This window comes from Ruegeria sp. SATB045, assembly GCF_059613525.1.
On record NZ_JBXWSR010000020.1, the window covers coordinates 355,311 to 374,004 of the forward strand.

The window sequence follows — 18,694 nt, forward strand, 5'->3', positions numbered from 1 at the left end:
TTACTCGGCAGCCTCGGTGACGCCCACGAGGATGTCGCGGATTTCAGCCTCTTTGATGTCGTCATGCTCGGCAATCACCACCAGGCGCGAACGGCGCTCTTCGCCGGGCTGCCACGGACGGTCATACTGGTGACGCACCCGCGCGCCGACGGCCTGAACCAGCAGGCGCATTGGCTTGCCCTGAACAGCGGCATAGCCCTTGACGCGCAGGATGTTCAGCTCGGTGGCCAGACGTTCGATCTTGGCAACTAGGTCCACCGGGTCGGTTTGTTCCGGCAGTTCGACGATGATGCTTTCGAAATCGTCATGTTCATGATCGTGATGACCGTCATGATGCGAAGGCCGCGCCTCCATGTCATCCTCGGCGGCAGCCTCAAGACCCAGCACGACGCGCACGTCCACAACGCCTTCGGCCACTTCGACGACCGGCAGAGGGCGCGGGGCCTCTGCGGCGATGATCTCTTTGGCTTTGGCGACACCTTCGGGGCCGGCCAGATCAGGCTTGGTCAGCAGGATGATGTCGGCGCAGGAGATCTGATCCTCGAACACCTCGGACAGAGGCGTTTCGTGGTCGATGGAGTCGTCGGCCAGACGCTGGGCATCCACCGCCGCGACATTCGGGGCAAAGCGACCGGCGGCAACGGCCTCGGCGTCGGCCAGCGCGATCACGCCGTCAACGGTGATCTTGGATCGGATATCGGGCCAGTCGAACGCTTTCAGCAGCGGCTTGGGCAGCGCCAGACCGGAGGTTTCGATCAGGATATGCTCGGGGCGCGGCTCCAGCGCCATCAGCGCCTCGATCGTGGGGATGAAATCATCGGCCACGGTGCAGCAGATACAGCCATTGGCCAGTTCCATGATGTTCTCGGCCGGGCAATCGGGGATGGCGCAGGATTTCAGGATATCGCCGTCCACGCCGACATCGCCAAACTCGTTGACCACAACGGCCAGACGCTTGCCCTGCGGGTTCTGCATCAGGTGTCGCACCAGCGTGGTCTTGCCCGAACCCAAAAAGCCGGTGATCACAGTAACGGGGAGTTTTTCCAAAGTGGACATGTCAGGCTCCAATCGGGGGAATGCGCGAGGCGCAGTTTTTGCGGAAATGTTCGGGGCGCTCGCGCCATTTGACCAGACCGTCTTCGGTGGCCAGATACTTGGTGGCACCGTCTACGATCACGTCGACATGATCGACTTCGTTCAGGTTCTCATAGACAAAGGTCCAGCGTTCCGGCCCGCCGCGCAGCACGATGGAACAGCCCTGATCGCAATTCGACAGGCATTCAACAGCCTTCAGCGCCACGCCCTCGGGCAGTTCAGCCTGTTCCAATGCCTTGTGCAGCAACGTGCCTGGGCGTTGGGCGTCATCTTCAATGGGTAGGCCGCGGCGGCAGGTGGTGCAAACCAGCAGCTCGACCGGAGCGGTTTCGGTCATGTCTCTCATCCCCCTAAATCCTCATCGTGGGGGACGGGGTTTCATGCGGGTCGTGCGTGACCCGGCACCGGAACACCCCGTCCGGTTTCAATCGCGGGTGCTGGCAGGTCTCCCGGCTTGCGGATTTCAGGGCGGTTGCCCTGTCGGATGACCCGCCTTCCCGGCCTTGCTGGCCAGTGGCTTGGGCACCCTCTCCGGTCACGGTCGCGGGGGCGGCTGCGTTTGACGGATGACCCGCTGACGCATTCCCTTTTCATCCATCTGCAGATGGACACCAACGGATCGGACATGCGGCACCGGGCAGGCCCTTGTCAAGCGAGTCGCAAACATCTTTCGCACCTCGGGTTAAAAGCGACCTGACAGCGTCGCTGGGCGGCATGACTTTGGGTGGGGCGGCATGGTGCCATGAACAAAACGACGCCAAAAAAGGAGGTGTATCGCATGAAGGTGGGCTTTATCGGCTTGGGCAATGTGGGCGGCAAACTGTCAGGGTCTTTGCTGCGCAACGGGATCGAACTGACGGTACATGATTTGAACTCTGACCTCGTCGACGGCTTCGTGTCACAGGGGGCCAAGGCCGCCGAAAGCCCGGCCCAGCTGATGCGCGATTGCGACGCGGTTATTACCTGCCTGCCATCACCTGCCGCATCGGACGCGGTGATGCAGGAGATGCTGCCTGAGGTCAGCCCCGGCAAAATCTGGATGGAGATGTCCACCACTGATGAAGCTGAAGTCAAGCGATTGGGCGCCCAGGTGATCGAACGTGGCGGCGCAGCGGTAGACTGTCCTGTATCGGGTGGCTGTCATCGCGCCGCGACGGGCAATATCTCGATCTTCGCGGGCTGCGACCGGGCCACATTCGAGCGCATACTGCCCTTTCTGACCACCATGGGCCGACGGGTTCTGCATACCGGTGACCTAGGTACCGCTTCGGTGTTGAAAGTGCTGACCAATTACCTCGCCACCGCCAACCTGATCACCTGCGCAGAAGCACTTGTGACCGCCAAAGCCGCCGGGATGGATCTGAACACCACATACGAGGCAATCAAGATCTCATCCGGGACATCCTTCGTGCATGAAACCGAAAGCCAAGTCATTCTGAACGGCTCGCGGGACATTTCGTTCACGATGGATTTGGTGAAAAAGGACATTGGCCTGTTTCAGGATGTGGCGGACCGGGCGGGGGTGCCGCTCGAGATCAACCCGGTGATGATGCGTATCTTTGACGACGGCATCGCCCGCTATGGCGACCGAGAGTTATCACCTAATATTATCAAGCGGTTGGAAGAGGCCACCGGGCTGGATATCACGGCCCCCGGCTTCCCGTCCGAAATGGAAGACTACGAGCCGGAAGCGTCCGGATACGAGGTTATTCCTCAGGGACGTCGGGCCGAATGACGCAATTGCACTGCGCGAAAACGCTTTGCCCGGCTTGGAAAAGAGGCGGCGAGTGTTGGGCTCGCTGCCACTTTTTCAGGCCACTGAACTACCTGAACCACCTGGGCAACAGTCAATTTGTGTGCGGATAAACCTAAGTATCGTCAATAGACAAACCCTAGGAAAACCTGTTCAGATACTAAGTGCCAATCATGTCGCAAGTTACGAGCTTGCACTCCCGCGAGCCGCCCGTTTTCCGTAGATCCGGTACTGCCCGCTTGGTTCATGCCTATGCGTTCAGTAGGATTTCGCCTGCTTACTTCGCGACTACAAGGTCGTGCAAGCATGTATGCCAAGTTGCTTTTTTCCAGTCGCACATCGAAAAACGCTTGTGTCTTAGTGAAAGTCAGCGTCCTTTTTTCAGATCAAAGACCGTATTTGTGACTTTCGCTTGAAAGCGGTAAGCCTAACATCAATCGGCGCACGCCAACGCGCGCAGCGTTGCCCTGAGTTCAATGGCGCACTCGGCTATCCAGATTGTCACTTATGGTTTTTAATCCATCCCGGAGGACGTGGGCGTTGCAGAGGGCAACCCAGTAGTTTTCGCTAAAGCAGCGATATTTTTACAGATGTTCGCTTTTGTTCTATGGACGGAGGGATTGGCCACCGGGAGTAATAAACGCCATGTCTTGAGAGGGTTAGATAGGATGACAATTTCATCGTAGGTGTGTCCCACTTTGTGTCACACCCGAGCACCACAGGGCTAAGTCAATGATTTAGAATAAAATGGAGGCGAGTACCGGAATCGAACCGGTGTACACGGATTTGCAATCCAGAAAGAACGGTCGCAAAAACAACGGCTTATGGGTGCAAAACACCTCCTGACAAAAAGTGAACAAAAAGCGAAAGTTTCAACGCTGTTTGCGTGCCAGAATGCTCACAAAATCGTTTCTAACCTTGGGATAATTCGATGAGTTGGGCGGTTGCAAATGAATGCGCCGAGCGCCGCTTTGGCAGCGCCGCGCGCAAGCAGATCATCATGTTTCTGGCCGACAAGGCGAGCGATGATGGCTCGGGCATCTGGTGCTCCAAGGGGACGATCCAGCGCCACACAGAGCTCAGCGAGAGCACGGTCAAGCGCACCATCATCGACTTCCTGCGCGAAGGCATTCTGATCGAGACGGGGCGGCGGCACTGCAAGAACGGCTATACGGTCATTTACCGTATCGTTCTGGAGCGCGTGGCCGCGCTCGAACCCACGGCTGAGCCCGACATCGACACGGGGGTCACTGTGAACCCCGTCCAGCCTGAACCCGGTACGGGGTCCACGGTGAACGGGGTACGGGGTTCACGGTGGACCCCAAACCATCCTAAAACCATCCATAAACCACCTACGCGCAGGCGCGAGGCGGCGGAGGAGGTTGAAGATCTTGAATCTGAGAAGATCTTGGCGGCCTATCCCGAAGACAGGATCCGAGACCGACTAACTACGTTGCGCCTGATGGCAGGCGCCGTGAAGGCCGGGGTAAAGCCCGATGACCTTCTGCAAGCGGTCAAAGCCTATGCGAAGGAAAGCGAGGGCTACACGCGCAGCAAGGTCTGTTTCTCGGACAACTGGTTCAAGATGCGCCGGTGGGAGAAGGGCCTGGCCCAGATCCAGGCCGACCGCGAGAATGCGCGAGAGGCCGAAGCCAAAGGTCGCGCTAGCCTCGCCGAGTGGATCCGTGAACGCCACCCCCTTTGCCGCCACATTACAAACCGGCAGATTGAGGGCTTGATCGCGTCAAAGCTGGTGACGCCCGAGCAGGTGCGCGCTGCGGGGCTGCAGGCATAAGTGCGGCTCGATTGTTACGTCATGGCGTAAAAAGTAGATATTTACGTTGCAGCGTAATTTGTTTTCATTTACGCTGTGCCGTAAAAGGAGCCGCATCATGGACCTCACAGCACGAACGGCCGAGCAGATCGGCGAGGCACTCCGCCGGACGCGCAAAGCGCGCGGCTGGACCCAAAGCGACATCAGCGCGCGCACGAATTTGCGCGTCGCGACGATTTCGTCGCTGGAAAACGGTGACGCGGGAACCAAGCTCGCAACGGTGCTCGCTGTCATGGCGGCACTTGGACTTGAGTTCCGATTGGTGGAACGCGGTGGCTCGCTTGAGCTCGAGGATATCTTCTGATGGCGAAACGCGGGCGTAGCGGCACGATGCAAGTGCTTCTGAACGGACGGACGGTGGGGGCTTTGCGTCTCGCTGGTTCAGGCGCGATCAGCTTTACCTATGATCCAGAATGGTTGGCATGGGAACATGCCATGCCCATTTCGCTTTCGCTGCCTTTGAGTGAAGAGGCACACCAGGGCGGCCCTGTTATCGCCTACTTGGAAAACCTGCTGCCGGACAATCAGGCGATACGAGAACGCGTTGCTGCACGGGTGCGTGCGGGCGGCACGGACGCGTGGCACATGCTGGAGAAGATCGGCCGCGATTGCGTGGGGGCCTTGCAATTCGTCTCAGGTGAGATTCCAGAGTTTGCCGTGCTCGAGGGAGAGCCCGTATCTGAGGCACAGATTGCGGATATGTTACGCAACCTCGCAAATGCCCCCCTTGGCTTAGACGAGGAAGACGACTTCCGCATTTCTATCGCAGGGGCGCAGGAGAAAACGGCGCTGCTGCGCCATGAGGGCGCGTGGATCCGTCCATCGGGGCTCACTCCTACGACCCATATTCTCAAGACCCAACTCGGCGTTCTGCCCGCAGGGATCGATTTGTCCGACAGTGTTGAGAATGAGTTTTTCTGCATGAGCTTCTGCCACGCCATGGGTTTGGATGTGGCGCAGGTCGAGATCGCCGACTTCGAAGACGTGCGGAGCCTTGTTGTGACGCGGTTTGATCGGCGCTGGACCAAAGATGGCCGCTTAATCCGCCTCCCGCAGGAAGATTTTTGTCAGGCACTATCGGTCCCACCCAGCCAGAAATACCAAATGGATGGCGGGCCGGGGATCACCGAAGGGATCGGATTGCTGACTGGCAGTGATGACCCCGAGGCAGATCGACGCGTGTTTTTCCGCGCGCAGGTGCTGTTTTGGCTTTTGAGAGCGACAGACGGGCACGCAAAGAATTTCAGCATCGCATTGCGCCCTGGCGGGTTCCGTATGACCCCACTCTACGATGTGCTGAGCGCTCAGAAAGCCGTGGATGACGGTCAAATCCGCCTGAACCGGATGCGCCTCGCGATGGCCGTCGACGGACACTACCGGATCAACGAGGTGGTGCCGCGTCATTTCCTACAGGCTGCGAAGGCGGCAGGCTTTGGTGTGGCGCTGGCGGAAGAGGTCTTGTCGAACGTCGCGACAGAGCTTGAACCCGCCTTGGACAAGACGCTCGCAGGCTTGCCGGATGGGTTTCCACAGCCATTGGCAGATGCCATTGCTGCTGGCATACGACGTCGGGCGATTGCCTTTCATGCCGTATGATCCGCAGATCATATTTCCGTTTTATGGTCGGTAGATCATATCGAGTGGCAGGCCGAGTTCCTGCAACAACACGTATGTGGATCCAGGGAACGCCGCTATTGTCAGGTCGCAGAGGCCCCACTCTATTCGATGCAGCGGATTTTCCATGTGATGGGCGGCAATGCGGACCTTAAGGTGGATTGCCGCGAAGGCTAAGTGAGAGCCCATACTGCCGAATGCTGCGCTCTGCACCAAGGTCTGTAGTCCGGTTCGAAGCGGTCGTTCGAAGACGTGCTATGCGCCTGTTCAGTGATCGATGGTGGCAATTCCGGTAGAATATCAGTGTCGTGTGCAGTGTGTGTTCATGTTTAGATCGCGTGATTTCGAACTGCGTAGCGGGTATTTCGATGCGCTGGCAGAGATTGGACTCTTCGGGGCCTCATAGTGTTCATCGGGGACGAGCAATGACCAAGGAGTTGGCTTTGCTGCCGGACGGATCCGCCACGCCGAGATTCTGAGCGACCACGCCGTGATGCGGGAGCAGGCGCGCCGGTGTTCTCGTCCCTGATCAGAAGCGGAATCGCAGCCTCAAGGTCACGCGGCAGCGTAGCTGGTGAACACCTCGGTCGATCCGTCGCGCTGGATCAGCAACACGTCATAGGCCTCGCGCTCGCTTTCCGGCCCCATCCCGAGCGAGCCGTAGGGCATGCCGGGCACTGCGAGGCCGACCGCGTCGGGGCGTTCCACCAGCAGACGGCGAATGTCGGCAACAGGGACGTGGCCCTCGATCATGTAGCCATTCACGCGACCCATATGGCAGGAGACCATCTCCTGCGGGATGCCGTTGTCCAGCTTGTAGCGCATCAGAAGCGTACCGGCGCTCGCTTCGGTCGTGACGATGAAACCGTCGTTTTCGAGGATCCCGATCCAGGCCGAGCAGCAGCCGCGGCTGGGGTCTTCCATCACGTGGATCGCCGGCCCGGCGCCTTGCGCCAGGGCTCTCAAGGGCGGCGCAGCCGCCAGTGCAGCTCCGCCGACCAGGAGCGTGCGGCGGGAAAAAGCGTCTTGGTTCATCGGATTTTCCTTTCGAGGTGCCATGTTTGGACGCGTGGGTCAGAGATCGACCCGCCTGAGCCGTAGGGCGTTGGTGATCACCGAGACGGAGGACAGGCTCATGGCCGCCGCCGCGATCATCGGCGAGAGCAGAAGGCCGGTGACGGGGTAGAGCAGTCCTGCTGCGATGGGGACTCCAAGCGCGTTGTAGGCGAAGGCGAAGAACAGGTTCTGCTTGATGTTGCGCATGGTGGCGCGCGCGAGCTTGCGCGCCCGGACGATGCCCATCAGGTCACCGCCCAGCAAGGTGATTCCGGCGCTTTCCATCGCCACATCCGCGCCCGTGCCCATGGCGATGCCGACGTCCGCGGCGGCTAGCGCGGGCGCGTCGTTCACCCCGTCGCCCGCCATCGCGATCTTGTGGCCCTCTCGACGCAACTGGTCGATCAGGTCTTTCTTGGCTTCGGGCAGCACGCCCGAGCGCACCTCGTCGATCCCGAGTTTGCCCGCCACCGCCTGCGCCGTGCGCTCGTTGTCGCCGGTCGCCATAATGACCCGCAGACCCTGGGCATGAAGTTCGCGGATCGCCTGTGCGGTCGAGTCCTTGATTGGGTCGGCGACCGCCACGATGCCGACGAGCGCGCCATCGAAAGCGACGAACATCGCCGTCTTGCCCTCGGCGCGCAGGGTGTCGGCGCGCGCGTCGGCCGCACCCGTGTCCAGACCCATCTCCCGCATCATCGCCGCGTTGCCGAGCGCCACCGCAAGCCCACCGACGCTGCCCTGTACGCCCTTGCCGGTGACGGCACCGAAGTCCGTGGCCTCCTGACGCGGGGCACTCTGCGTCTCGGCTCCCTCGACGATCGCTTCGGCCAAAGGGTGCTCCGAGCCGCGCTCCAGCGCTGCGGCCAGCGACAGCAGGTCGGTCTCGGCGATGTCGCCAAGCGCCATAAGGTCCGTCAGCTTCGGCTTACCCATGGTCAGAGTGCCGGTCTTGTCGACGATGAGCGTATCGACACCCGCCATGCGTTCCAGCGCCTCGGCGTCCTTGATCAGCACGCCCGCCTGCGCCCCGCGTCCTGCTGCCGTTGTGATCGAGATCGGCGTCGCAAGCCCAAGCGCGCAGGGACAGGCGATGATCAGGACGGACACCGCCGAAGCGATCGCGAAGACCAGCGCGGGCTCGGGGCCGACGGTCAGCCAGACGATGAAGGCGACGACGGCTATGGCGACCACGGTCGGCACGAATACCGCCGACACCCGGTCAGCCAGACCCTGGATCGGCGCGCGCGAGCGGCGCGCGTTCGACACCATCGCGACGATCTGCGCCAGCACGGTGTCGGATCCGACCTTTCCCGCCTCCATAACCAGAGAGCCATTCTTGTTGATCGTCGCTCCGGTCACCGCATCGCCCGGGCCTTTCTCGACGGGCATCGACTCACCCGTCAGCATACTCTCGTCAAGCGACGACCGGCCCTCGATCACCGTCCCATCGACCGGGACCGCATCACCGGGTCGCACGCGCAGCCGGTCTCCCTCCATGATGTTTTCCAGCGGCGCGTCATATTCGGTACCGTCTGGCAGGATACGCCGCGCAGTCTTTGGGGCGAGATTGAGGAGCGCGCGGATCGCATCCCCGGTGCGCTCGCGCGCGCGCAGTTCGAGAACCTGGCCCACGAAGACTAGCGTCACGATCACAACCGCCGCCTCGAAATACGTCCCCACGCCGTGCCCCATCCGATACTGTTCCGGAAAGACGCCTGGCAGGAAGGTAGCAACAATCGAGTAGAGGTAGGCCGCCGCCACGCCGAGGCTGATCAGCGTCCACATGTTGGGGCTTCGGTTCACGATCGAGTCCCAGCCGCGCTTGAAGAACGGCAGCGCCGCCCACAGCACGATCGGTGTTGCCAGCAGGAATTCCAGATAGCCCGCAACCCGGTGCCCGATCCAGTCGCGCACCGGCAGCGCCACCAGTTCACCCATCGTCAGGACAATAAGCGGCACCGCGGCGGCAGCCGAGATCCACATCCGGCGTGTGAAGTCTGTCAGCTCCTCGCTGGGCTCGTCGGAGGGCACCATCGGTTCCAACGCCATGCCGCAGATCGGGCATGACCCCGGCGCATCCCGAACAATCTCGGGGTGCATCGGACAGGTGTACTGGACGTTGGCCGGTGCGGCCTTCTTTTGTCCGGCGGCCCTTCCCGAGGCATAGAACCACGGATCCGCCGTGAACTTCGTCTGGCATTTCTCCGAACAAAAATGGAAGGGCTCGCCCTGGAACTCGGCGTGACGTCCATCGGGCCTGACTGCAACCGTCATCCCGCAGACCGGGTCCTTCGCCGTCTCGGCCCCCGATGGCATGTCGGGTGCCGCGTGGTGGTGATCGTGTTCCATGGTCTGTCCGCCTTTCGGTTTTTTCTCAGCTTGCGACCTTCAGCGGTTTGAAGGTCAAGCCCTATTCAATCTTGGTCGCGAACGCTCTCTTCAGGCTTTTTCCGCATCGCCACCCAGAGCAGCGGTAAGCCCGTCACGAGGCCGAGACCGAGCACTGCCCAGGTCGCCCGGCCAAAGTCTCCGCTGACCGCCTCGCCGCCGAAATGGGCGAGCAGAAAGCTGGCCGGGATGATGCCGGCCAGCGTCGCGAGGGCGAACCGCCAGGCGTGCAGGCGACTGAGCCCCGCAGCGTAGCTGATCATATCGAAAGACACGAACGGCATCAGGCGGCTGGCGAAGACCGTCGCGGTCAACGCGGTCTGCGAGCCGAGCAGCCCGGCATCGACGCGGTCACCAAAGACCCGTCGCAGGACATCGTGCCCCAGAACTCTCGCGAGGCCGAACGCGATCAGTGCCCCGAGTTCGGCGCCGATCACGACCTGCACCGTTCCCCAGACATGCCCGTAGGCCGCACCGGCGGCCAGCGCGATGGGCGCACTCGGGATCGGGCTGGCTACGACTGCGAGGGTCATGAGCGTGACGATCAGAACCGGCCCCCAGATCCCGGCGCGCGCCACCAGCATTTCCAGACGCTCGCCGTCCATCAGGCCGCGTGCTTGGTCGAAAGCAGAAGGCGCGAATAGCCAGGCACCGAGCACGGCGATCCCGAGGATCGCCATCACCACGAGGATGATTGCGCGCAACCCCACCTCAGATCGAGGCAACGGCCTTCGCGAGAAGGTCTCGGACCTGGCCCGCAACAGCCGTAAGTTCGCGGTTCTCGATCGCCTGCATCGACGCCACCGGTTCGATGGCGCTGACCTCGACGCCATCTTCGGCCTCGCGCAGGATGACGTTGCACGGCAGCATCGCACCCACACGCGGCTCGATCCCGATGGCGTGATGCGCCATCTTCGGATTGCAGGCGCCGAGGATGCGATAGGCAGGCATCTCGACATCCAGCTTCTTCTTCATCGTCGCCTTGACTTCGATCTCGATCAGCACGCCGAAACCCTGATCCGCCAGCGCCGTGCGCGCACGAGAGTCAATATCGTCGATACCTGCGCCGGAGATCACGCGATTGATCGTGTAGCTCATTGCGAAGTCCTTTTTCCTATTTCCGAAGATATTTGATCAGTGCCGCTATGGCCAAAACAACCAGCACAAGGATCAACAGGCCGAACAGCCAGCCAAACCCCATCCCGAAACCCATTCCGAAGCCCATGTCGTTCCAATTCATATTCTCGTCCTCCTAGGTTGCACCCCTAAGGGTCGCCCAATAAACAGCCCTCACTACTGCATGCGCAGTATAGCATAGGATCGGTGTCTGGGCGGCGGGGCGCCCTTTCCGGCTTCCGCCAATTGTCGAAGATGTTTGATCGGTGCCTCTATGGCCAAGACCACCAATACGAGGATCAGCAGGCTGCGGAGCCAGCCAAGGCCCATACCGGTTCCCGTGTCGTTCCAATTCGTGTTCCCTTCCCTACGGGCAGTTGCTGCACGTTGCGCTGCGTCGTCGGCTGTTGCAGCAACAATGGGCAGTAAAGCATCTCAGAACTGATCGGCGTCGACATCGACGATGGACAATAACGGTACATGAACGAGGTCGCGCAGCGCATCGGCTGTGTGTTTTCGTCACCTCATTCGCAATGTGTGCCAAATCAGCAGCGAGATGCCGAGTATCGCCGAGAGCGCCGATCCGCCGAGAATACCCAACTTTGCCGCATTGAGGGCAGAACTGTCGAATGCGAGGCCTGCGATGAACAACGACATCGTGAAGCCGATCCCCGTCAGAAAAGAGCCGGCCAGAATGAAGGGCCACGACAAGCCCGGCGCGAGTAGCGCCAGGCCGGATCGTACGGCAAACCAGCTGAACCCGAGGACGCCGATCGGTTTTCCCAACACGAGGCCGACAATGATCGCCAGCGAGACCTGTTGTACGAAATCGACACCCTGAATCGTGATGCCGGCATTTGCCAGTGCGAAGATCGGCATGATTGCAAAGCCGACCCAGGGGTGCAGCATCATCTCGAGCCGTTCGACTGGGGAGAGCGACTCAGTGACCGCTCTGCCGGCTTGACGCAGGTCGTGGTGGCTTGCGGCATCTCCTTGTCGACGTTCGCCGGTCGGAACGGCGAGTACTGGCCCAAGGATCTCACGCAGGCGGGCATCGCTCACCCATATGCGCGTTGGCGTCATCAGGCCCAGAATGACGCCTGCAATAGTCGCGTGGACGCCGGAAGCGTCGAAGCATAACCAGACTGCCGCTCCCAGAAGGAAATAGACCGGTACGCTTCTGATCCCGAGGCGCGACGCGCCTGCGACGATACCAATCCCCAGAAAGCCCAATCCGAGAGCCGACCAGTTCAACGCCTCACCGTAACCGAAGGCGACCACAAGGATTGCACCGACGTCGTCAAAGATGGCCAGAGACAGCAGGAACAATCGCAAGGTGGAGGGGATCCGGCTTCTGAAGAGCGCCAGGCACCCGATCACGAAGGCCGTATCGGTTGCCATCACGGTTCCCCAGCCATGTATGCCGGGCTGGCCGGACATCAGCACAAGATACAGAGAGACTGGCACGACCATGCCACCCAGGGCGCCTGCGAACGGCAGGGCTGCCTGTCGAGGGTTTCGCAATTCGCCCAGCACCAACTCGCGCTTGAGTTCCAGAGAAAGCACGAAGAAGAAAAGGGTCATCAGACCGTCGTTGATCCAGTGCCGCAGAGAGCGGGTGAAATCCACCGAGCCAATTGTGAGGCCGATGGGGGTCTCCCAGAAACGAAGAAAGCCTTCTTGCCACGGCGAGTTGGCGAGCCCCAAAGCCAGCAGAACAGCCAGGAGCAGGAGGCTACCAGCTGCCGCTTCGATCTTCAGGAAGCGTGCGAAGGGTTTCGTTATGCTGTCGGCGGCCTCATGGGGCAGGCCTTGATGAGTATCGATCACGGGAGAAGCATACCTTTTCGGGTAGTGAGAACCTATGCCATCGCAACGCGGATGCGTTGACCACGAGAAGCAGTTGTCGGCGCCTCAGCCGCGTACCGGACGGCTCAGGCGGCAAGCGTCCGGGCCTCCGCGAAAAAAAAGAAATCTCCGGTGCTTCTCGTCTCATAGGTGCAGCCTTGCGCAGCGGAAGCTCTGCCAAAGTGTTATTCGCGTCGTCTCCTGCCGCCATCAGGCTCCGTATTCAGTGATAGCCAATCACTTGGCCCTCTACCTATTTCTTCTTGTGCTCGCCTAGATTGGTCAAGGTTTTGCCCTTCGTGAAGTCGGCTGTTGCAACGACCTTTTCCTTCACCTTCTTAGGTTTCTTTGCTTCGCGGTTGCCACGTTTCTTGTTACCTTTGGTCATTTCCGTTTCTCCTATTGTGAAATATTGTGCCGACTAGATCGGCGTTCATGTCCATCGGGAATGTGATTTCTCGTCCCGAGGCTCCTGCGCACAGGCCCCGCCCATTCACATCATTCCGCCCATTCCACCCATATCGGCCATTTCGTTACCGGCGCCGCCCTCTTTGGGCTTTTGCGCGACCATCGCTTCGGTCGTGATCAATAGCCCGGCAATAGACGCGGCGTTTTCCAGTGCGATCCGGACGACTTTCGTCGGATCGATAACACCAGCCTTCAGCATGTCGCCGTATTCTTCGGCTTGCGCATCGAAACCGAAGCTCCGGCTGTCGTTCTCGATGACCTTGCCAACGACGACCGATCCGTCGACCCCGGCATTTCCGGCAATCTGGCGCAATGGTGCCTGGATCGCGCGCCGGACGATCTTGATGCCGGCATTCTGATCGCCGTTCTCGCCCTTCAGCGTCGCCAGCACCTTGCCGGCATGAACCAGGGCCACGCCGCCGCCGGGCACGACACCTTCCTGAACCGCAGCGCGGGTGGCGTTCAGCGCATCGTCGACCCTGTCCTTGCGCTCCTTCACCTCGATCTCGGTTGCCCCGCCGACCCGGATGACGGCAACGCCTCCCGACAGTTTGGCCAGACGTTCCTGCAGCTTTTCCTTGTCGTAGTCGGAGGTGGTGTCCTCGATCTGGCTGCGGATCTGAGTGACACGAGAAGCGATCCCGGCCTTGTCGCCCGCACCATCGATGACCGTGGTGTGATCCTTGGTGAGAACGATTTTCTGGGCGGCACCGAGCATGTCCAGCGTGACGGTTTCCAGCTTCGTCCCGAGTTCGGCCGAAATGAGTTGTCCACCGGTCAGGACTGCCAGATCCTCAAGCATCGCCTTTCGGCGATCCCCGAAGCCCGGCGCCTTGACGGCCGCAACTTTCAGGCCGCCACGGAGCTTGTTGACGACCAGGGTGGCCAATGCCTCGCCCTCGATGTCCTCGGCGACGATCAGAAGCTGCTTGTCGGCTTGGATGACCGCCTCCAGCAGCGGCACCATGGACGCAAGAGAGGTCAGCTTCTTCTCGTGAAGCAAGACGACGCAATCATCCAGCTCGACGATCATTTTCTGAGCATTCGTGATGAAATAGGGGCTCAGATAGCCGCGGTCGAACTGCATGCCTTCGACCACTTCGGTCTCGGTCTCCAACCCTTTGTTTTCCTCGACGGTGATCACGCCTTCCTTGCCGACCTTGGCCATCGCGTCGGCGATCTGCCGACCGATCTCGGCTTCCCCGTTGGCCGAGATGGCCCCGACCTTGGCGATCTCGTCGCTGTCGCCCACCGGTCGGGACATGGTCTTGATCTCGGCCACGACCGCAGCGACGGCTTTGTCGATCCCGCGCTTGAGATCCATCGGGTTCATGCCGGCCGCAACCGATTTCATGCCCTCAAGGACAATCGCATAGGCGAGTACGGTTGCGGTGGTGGTTCCGTCGCCAGCCTCGTCGTTCGTGCGCTGCGCGACCTCCTTGACCATCTGGGCACCCATATTCTCGAAATGGTCCGACAGCTCGATCTCCTTGGCGACGGTCACACCGTCCTTGGTGATGCGCGGCGCACCCCAGGATTTATCGAGAATGACGTTTCGGCCCTTGGGGCCGAGGGTGATCTTGACGGCATTTGCCAGCGTGTTGATGCCTTTCAGCATTCGGTCGCGGGCGTCGTTACTGAATCGAACTTCCTTGGCGGACATGGTGTGAGTTCCTGAGATTGAGGTTGACGTGGAAGGTTTCGGACTCAGGCGATCACGCCGAGAATGTCGCTCTCCTTCATGATCAGAAGGTCTTCGCCATCGAGTTTGATCTCGGAGCCGGACCATTTTCCAAAGAGGATCCGGTCGCCGGCTTTGACGTCCATCGGGTTACGCTCGCCGTCCTCGCGCCTTCCCCCCGCACCAACGGAGACAACTTCGCCTTCTTGAGGCTTCTCCTTGGCAGTATCGGGAATGATGAGGCCGCCCTTGGTCGTCTCGTCGCCTTCAATGCGGCGAACGAGGACCCGGTCGTGGAGGGGAGTGAATGACATCGACGTGCTCCTTGTCGAGGATTGTCGGGCGTAAGTACCTTGTTCGAATGCCCGGCTTGGATGCGTGCAAGGCGGCGACAACCTGATGGGGCTATTCTTCGAGATTGCGGATCAAGACCGCCGCGGTATTGCATCACGAGCGTCGAACCGAGTTTCCGCCAGCGATGATCGCGTTGATCAATTCGGCGACGGCCCGGTGGCTTTCTATTTCGAGTTCAGTGCCAACGGCATTCTCATGGGTCGCCGCGGCGTCGCGAAGAACCGCCACAATCTCGTGCTCCGGCAGCAACCCGAGATCGTTCATGGCAAGCAGGAGCGCTTCGCAGATTGACAGGGCGGCCCGACCTGCATGTTCGCTCGCGGTGGACATCCGGGTTTCCTTCCTTGATATCGTGAACCCTCGGGAATGTGAGGTTCAAATACATCGATACTTCTCGCAGGAATTGCTCTATGCTGGACTGATCCAGAGCAGTGTCCGAGCCGATTTCTGCTCTTGGGTCACGTCTTGGGTCACGACACGCCGGGAGGCCACATGACATCAGTTGAACACAGCCCCCTGACCCGCAAGCTCTCGGCCTTTGTCGCTTTGTCAAAGGCGGAATTGGATGTGCTCGAGCGCCTGCACCAACGTCGCCGCTCCTTCGTTGCGGGGCGTGATATGGTGCATCAGGGCCAGTCGACTCAGGCCGCCTATATTCTATCCGCAGGTTGGGTCTGTTCCTACAAGCTCCAGCCTGGCGGGACACGCCAGATTGTCGATTTTCAGGTGCCCGGAGATTTCCTCGGCTTGCGCAGCTTGCTGTTGCGCACCTCGGATCACAGCTTCGAACCTATCGTGGAAATTGAGGCCGCTGAAGTGTTGAAGAGCGACCTTCTTAATGCGTTCGCGCAGACCCCTCGCTTGGCGACCGCCATACTCTGGGCGGCGTCAAGGGATGAGGCGATGGTGGTGGAACATCTCGTCGGGATCGGCAGACGCGATGCTGACGCCCGCATGGCGCACTTCCTGCTGGAACTGGGATCGCGGCTTGCGCTGGTAGGAATGGGGACTGAGGATGGGTATGATTGCCCGCTGACGCAGTATCACCTGGCAGATGCCTTGGGGCTTAGTGCGATTCACGTGAACCGCGTCCTGCGGCAGCTTCGCGAGAACGGACTGGTGACCTTTCGGGACGGCCGCGTGACGTTTCACGACTATGCCGGGCTGGTGGACCTTGCCGAGTTCGATCCGGCGTATCTGGATCAGAGCGGCCCGCTCCTGAAATGAGAAGGCCGCCCTTCGCAAAGCGAGGGGCGGCCAAGGTTTGCATCAGTTGTCGGATGTCACGAAAGCTTCTCGCTCGCCGCATCAAGTTCCTTGTTGGTCTCGGCGTCGTTCTTCGCCGTGTTCGCCTTCTCGGCTGCCTCGTAGTGCTTGAGCGCCGCGTCCTTGTTCGGACCAGCGGGCGCCTTGTCCCACGCGGCTTTTACGGAGGTCATCTTCTCGGCAGTCTTGTTCTGTTCGGGAGTCATTGGAATTGTCCTTTCCTGGACGTTCCGAGAATAAGAAGCGTGTCGACATGCCGTGCTTTGGAAATCGACACGCCCACACGCTTCTGGGGTACTCGGAAAAATGCACCACCGAATGTTCGGCGGCACATCTAACGTAAACGGAGTCGGCACCCCGCCGCACTGACGCATGTTAGCCTCGACGCCTGCGGCAGGTCGGTTGCCCATGCGCGTCTCAATCCAAAGCAGTTTGCTGGTGGGAAATCCTCAGCCATCTGTCGTCATCGTTGAGGTAGGTTGAGGCACAGAGGGCCTTGTAGATCGGCACATCGGGTTTTTCCGCCGAGACGCGATAGGTGAGAATGGCGATATCACGACACCGCATGACGCGCCGTTCGGCCATGACAACGGAATGCCAGCCGGTCCTTTCGCGAAGATGGGGCCAGATCTGGTCACCCTGAAGGATGCCGGGTGGATAGGGGAAGACCATGACTGCGTTGGTCGCTGTCGTCGCCCGCGCACTATCATCACCGCTGGTCCAGAACTGTTCCTCCATGTCCCAGAGTATGCCCTGTTCGTGTGGAGAAAGCGTACCGGACTTGTGTGCCGCATGGGCCGGTCTCCTCGCGGTCGCGGTTGATACGGTCATTCGCCTGACCCCGACCCGCCAACCATGAACATCTGAAATAGAAGGACGATAATCGCGAGCACCGCCCAGATCGCTCCGCTTGTCCCCGGGCGGTCGCCGGTCACCGTCGAGGTAGCTCGCTTCAGGCTACCTGACGCCCGGCCTTCGGGAAGCAGCTGGCTCAAGTCTCGTGCGACCCTGCCATGATCGCTTGCGAGCGTGGGAACATCCTGAAACCGGGCAAGCAGCGTTCCCAACCGCGCGCGCGCGCCGTCGTGTCCTAGCGTGACCAGTTCAGCGGTTTCGTTCCATGGATCGAGACCGAGCCGCGCGAGCGTGGAGAGCACAGTCACGGCATAGCCGTTCCGGTCCTCCCCGACGGTAGCATGGAGAAACCGATCAAACTCGGGCGGGTGCGGGTTGAGAACATTGTTGTCGGCCATCGCCAATCCTTTCAAGGGTTGCAGGAACGCAGATCGCTCCTGTTTCCCAAAGAATACGCGCGGGTCGGTCTCGCCGCCCTTACTCAGATCAGTGTGGGCGACTGCCCAATGGACGGGGTCGCAGCCGGTTCGGTGCCCGGGACTAACATGCGTCAGCACCAGTCGGACGATCCCGAGGTACAAGACACTCAATCGTTCGACTGGTCCGTCCCGCATTCCAAGGGGCCGTCAACAGTGGTGAGCGACGGATCTGCCAACATCGCGGAGACCAGAGATGAACATGCGGTCGACCAGATCGACGGTGACGTTTTCAAACCCGTTCACCTTGCCGGGATACCCGGGCGATCTGCCTTCGGGAGACTATGATGTTCTCGTCGAAGAGGAGCTTCTCCAGGAGCTGAGCTTCGAGGCCTATAGACGGACGGCGACCTACCTGACGGTGCGCGGAAGGGGCGGTCATGCGGGACGTACAGAGTTACGGGCGATTTCCGACAGCGACCTGAAAGAGGCGCTGGGCCGGGATGCGGCCAAAACCGAAACGAACAATCACAGCGAAGCGGCGCTTTCCCCGCAGGAGGATAGAACATGAATACTCCCGAATGGCTCAAACCCGGCATCTATGGTGCCGTGATCGGTGCTGTCTTTGTCGGTGTCGTCGGATTCACGTGGGGTGGCTGGGTGACCGGCGGAACAGCGAATGACAGGGCGATGGCGATGTCCCGAGACGATGTCGTTGCCTCCATGGTACCGGTCTGCCTCGACATGGCGCGGTCAGACCCGGCTCGGGCGGACAAGCTTGCAACGATCCGGGCAGCCTCAACCTACCAGAGGCGCGACGCTCTCATGACAGCCGGCTGGGCGACGATGCCAGGATCCGATGCCCCAGACCGAGACATTGCGCAAGCCTGCCTGAAGGAACTGGACCTCTGAGGGCATGCTGTTCAGAGCCGACGATGTGACGGCGC

The 18,694-nt window shown here is 60.5% G+C and carries 22 protein-coding genes and 1 riboswitch; of the genes, 7 read left to right on the plus strand and 15 right to left on the minus strand.

All coding sequences use genetic code 11. The annotated features are described in order from the left end of the window. Both cobW and AC2FNR_RS09290 read right to left on the minus strand, forming a co-directional pair. On the minus strand, positions 1-1,056 hold the full coding sequence (gene cobW / locus AC2FNR_RS09285; protein WP_496848856.1) for a cobalamin biosynthesis protein CobW: 1,056 nt from the start codon (positions 1,054-1,056) through the stop codon (positions 1-3). A 1-nt stretch (position 1,057) separates the two neighbouring features. Beyond that, entirely contained in the window at positions 1,058-1,432 is a 375-nt protein-coding gene (locus AC2FNR_RS09290) for a DUF1636 family protein (protein ID WP_170354662.1), read from the minus strand. Between the two features lie 85 nt (positions 1,433-1,517). Then, a riboswitch (cobalamin riboswitch) is annotated at positions 1,518-1,726 on the minus strand. Positions 1,727-1,837: 111 nt separating this feature from the next. On the opposite strand from AC2FNR_RS09290, the gene AC2FNR_RS09295 reads away from it, so the two are divergent. The 4 genes from AC2FNR_RS09295 to AC2FNR_RS09310 all read left to right on the plus strand — a co-directional run bounded on the left by AC2FNR_RS09295 (position 1,838) and on the right by AC2FNR_RS09310 (position 6,278). Next, complete coding sequence (locus tag AC2FNR_RS09295; RefSeq protein ID WP_170752378.1) at positions 1,838-2,830, plus strand: NAD(P)-dependent oxidoreductase; 993 nt, start codon at positions 1,838-1,840, stop codon at positions 2,828-2,830. Positions 2,831-3,779: 949 nt separating this feature from the next. Continuing rightward, entirely contained in the window at positions 3,780-4,643 is an 864-nt protein-coding gene (locus AC2FNR_RS09300) for a hypothetical protein (protein ID WP_496848857.1), read from the plus strand. A 97-nt stretch (positions 4,644-4,740) separates the two neighbouring features. Further along, positions 4,741-4,986 (plus strand): helix-turn-helix domain-containing protein, encoded by a 246-nt coding sequence (locus tag AC2FNR_RS09305; RefSeq protein ID WP_496848858.1) that lies wholly within the window; start codon positions 4,741-4,743, stop codon positions 4,984-4,986. Next, positions 4,986-6,278, plus strand: a complete 1,293-nt coding sequence (locus AC2FNR_RS09310) for a type II toxin-antitoxin system HipA family toxin (protein WP_496848859.1) — start codon at positions 4,986-4,988, stop codon at positions 6,276-6,278. Before AC2FNR_RS09305 ends, AC2FNR_RS09310 begins: the two co-directional genes overlap by 1 nt. A gap of 573 nt (positions 6,279-6,851) precedes the next feature. Here AC2FNR_RS09310 and AC2FNR_RS09315 read toward each other — a convergent pair. The 10 genes from AC2FNR_RS09315 to AC2FNR_RS09360 form a co-directional block, all read right to left on the minus strand. Continuing rightward, positions 6,852-7,331, minus strand: a complete 480-nt coding sequence (locus tag AC2FNR_RS09315; protein WP_496848860.1) for a DUF411 domain-containing protein — start codon at positions 7,329-7,331, stop codon at positions 6,852-6,854. Positions 7,332-7,370: 39 nt separating this feature from the next. Next, entirely contained in the window at positions 7,371-9,704 is a 2,334-nt protein-coding gene (locus tag AC2FNR_RS09320) for a heavy metal translocating P-type ATPase (RefSeq protein ID WP_496848861.1), read from the minus strand. A gap of 65 nt (positions 9,705-9,769) precedes the next feature. Beyond that, entirely contained in the window at positions 9,770-10,453 is a 684-nt protein-coding gene (locus tag AC2FNR_RS09325; RefSeq protein ID WP_496848862.1) for a TVP38/TMEM64 family protein, read from the minus strand. 1 nt (position 10,454) lies between these two features. After that, complete coding sequence (locus AC2FNR_RS09330; protein WP_496848863.1) at positions 10,455-10,841, minus strand: DUF302 domain-containing protein; 387 nt, start codon at positions 10,839-10,841, stop codon at positions 10,455-10,457. Between the two features lie 16 nt (positions 10,842-10,857). Further along, positions 10,858-10,983 (minus strand): hypothetical protein, encoded by a 126-nt coding sequence (locus tag AC2FNR_RS09335; protein ID WP_268888901.1) that lies wholly within the window; start codon positions 10,981-10,983, stop codon positions 10,858-10,860. A 395-nt stretch (positions 10,984-11,378) separates the two neighbouring features. Beyond that, positions 11,379-12,689, minus strand: a complete 1,311-nt coding sequence (nhaA, locus tag AC2FNR_RS09340) for a Na+/H+ antiporter NhaA (protein ID WP_496848864.1) — start codon at positions 12,687-12,689, stop codon at positions 11,379-11,381. 271 nt (positions 12,690-12,960) lie between these two features. After that, positions 12,961-13,095: a hypothetical protein gene (locus AC2FNR_RS09345; protein ID WP_496848865.1), complete on the minus strand. Its 135-nt coding sequence runs from the start codon at positions 13,093-13,095 to the stop codon at positions 12,961-12,963. A gap of 105 nt (positions 13,096-13,200) precedes the next feature. Beyond that, on the minus strand, positions 13,201-14,838 hold the full coding sequence (gene groL, locus AC2FNR_RS09350) for a chaperonin GroEL (protein ID WP_496848866.1): 1,638 nt from the start codon (positions 14,836-14,838) through the stop codon (positions 13,201-13,203). 44 nt (positions 14,839-14,882) lie between these two features. Further along, entirely contained in the window at positions 14,883-15,170 is a 288-nt protein-coding gene (locus tag AC2FNR_RS09355) for a co-chaperone GroES (protein WP_496806041.1), read from the minus strand. A gap of 133 nt (positions 15,171-15,303) precedes the next feature. Then, on the minus strand, positions 15,304-15,540 hold the full coding sequence (locus tag AC2FNR_RS09360; RefSeq protein ID WP_496806040.1) for a hypothetical protein: 237 nt from the start codon (positions 15,538-15,540) through the stop codon (positions 15,304-15,306). Positions 15,541-15,702: 162 nt separating this feature from the next. On the opposite strand from AC2FNR_RS09360, the gene AC2FNR_RS09365 reads away from it, so the two are divergent. Next, entirely contained in the window at positions 15,703-16,437 is a 735-nt protein-coding gene (locus AC2FNR_RS09365) for a Crp/Fnr family transcriptional regulator (RefSeq protein ID WP_496848867.1), read from the plus strand. 56 nt (positions 16,438-16,493) lie between these two features. Here AC2FNR_RS09365 and AC2FNR_RS09370 read toward each other — a convergent pair whose 3' ends face one another. From AC2FNR_RS09370 to AC2FNR_RS09380, 3 genes are all read right to left on the minus strand, one after another. After that, positions 16,494-16,682: a hypothetical protein gene (locus AC2FNR_RS09370; protein ID WP_496848868.1), complete on the minus strand. Its 189-nt coding sequence runs from the start codon at positions 16,680-16,682 to the stop codon at positions 16,494-16,496. 211 nt (positions 16,683-16,893) lie between these two features. Continuing rightward, positions 16,894-17,307 carry a hypothetical protein gene (locus AC2FNR_RS09375; protein ID WP_496848869.1) on the minus strand — a complete coding sequence of 138 codons (414 nt, stop codon included), beginning with the start codon at positions 17,305-17,307 and terminating at the stop codon, positions 16,894-16,896. Continuing rightward, entirely contained in the window at positions 17,304-17,729 is a 426-nt protein-coding gene (locus tag AC2FNR_RS09380; RefSeq protein ID WP_496848870.1) for a hypothetical protein, read from the minus strand. Before AC2FNR_RS09380 ends, AC2FNR_RS09375 begins: the two co-directional genes overlap by 4 nt. A 280-nt stretch (positions 17,730-18,009) precedes the next feature. Between AC2FNR_RS09380 and AC2FNR_RS09385 the strand changes: the two genes are divergently transcribed. Both AC2FNR_RS09385 and AC2FNR_RS09390 read left to right on the plus strand, forming a co-directional pair. Next, positions 18,010-18,318, plus strand: a complete 309-nt coding sequence (locus tag AC2FNR_RS09385) for a hypothetical protein (RefSeq protein WP_496848871.1) — start codon at positions 18,010-18,012, stop codon at positions 18,316-18,318. Continuing rightward, complete coding sequence (locus tag AC2FNR_RS09390) at positions 18,315-18,659, plus strand: hypothetical protein (protein WP_496806034.1); 345 nt, start codon at positions 18,315-18,317, stop codon at positions 18,657-18,659. Before AC2FNR_RS09385 ends, AC2FNR_RS09390 begins: the two co-directional genes overlap by 4 nt. Positions 18,660-18,694: the final 35 nt, after the last annotated feature.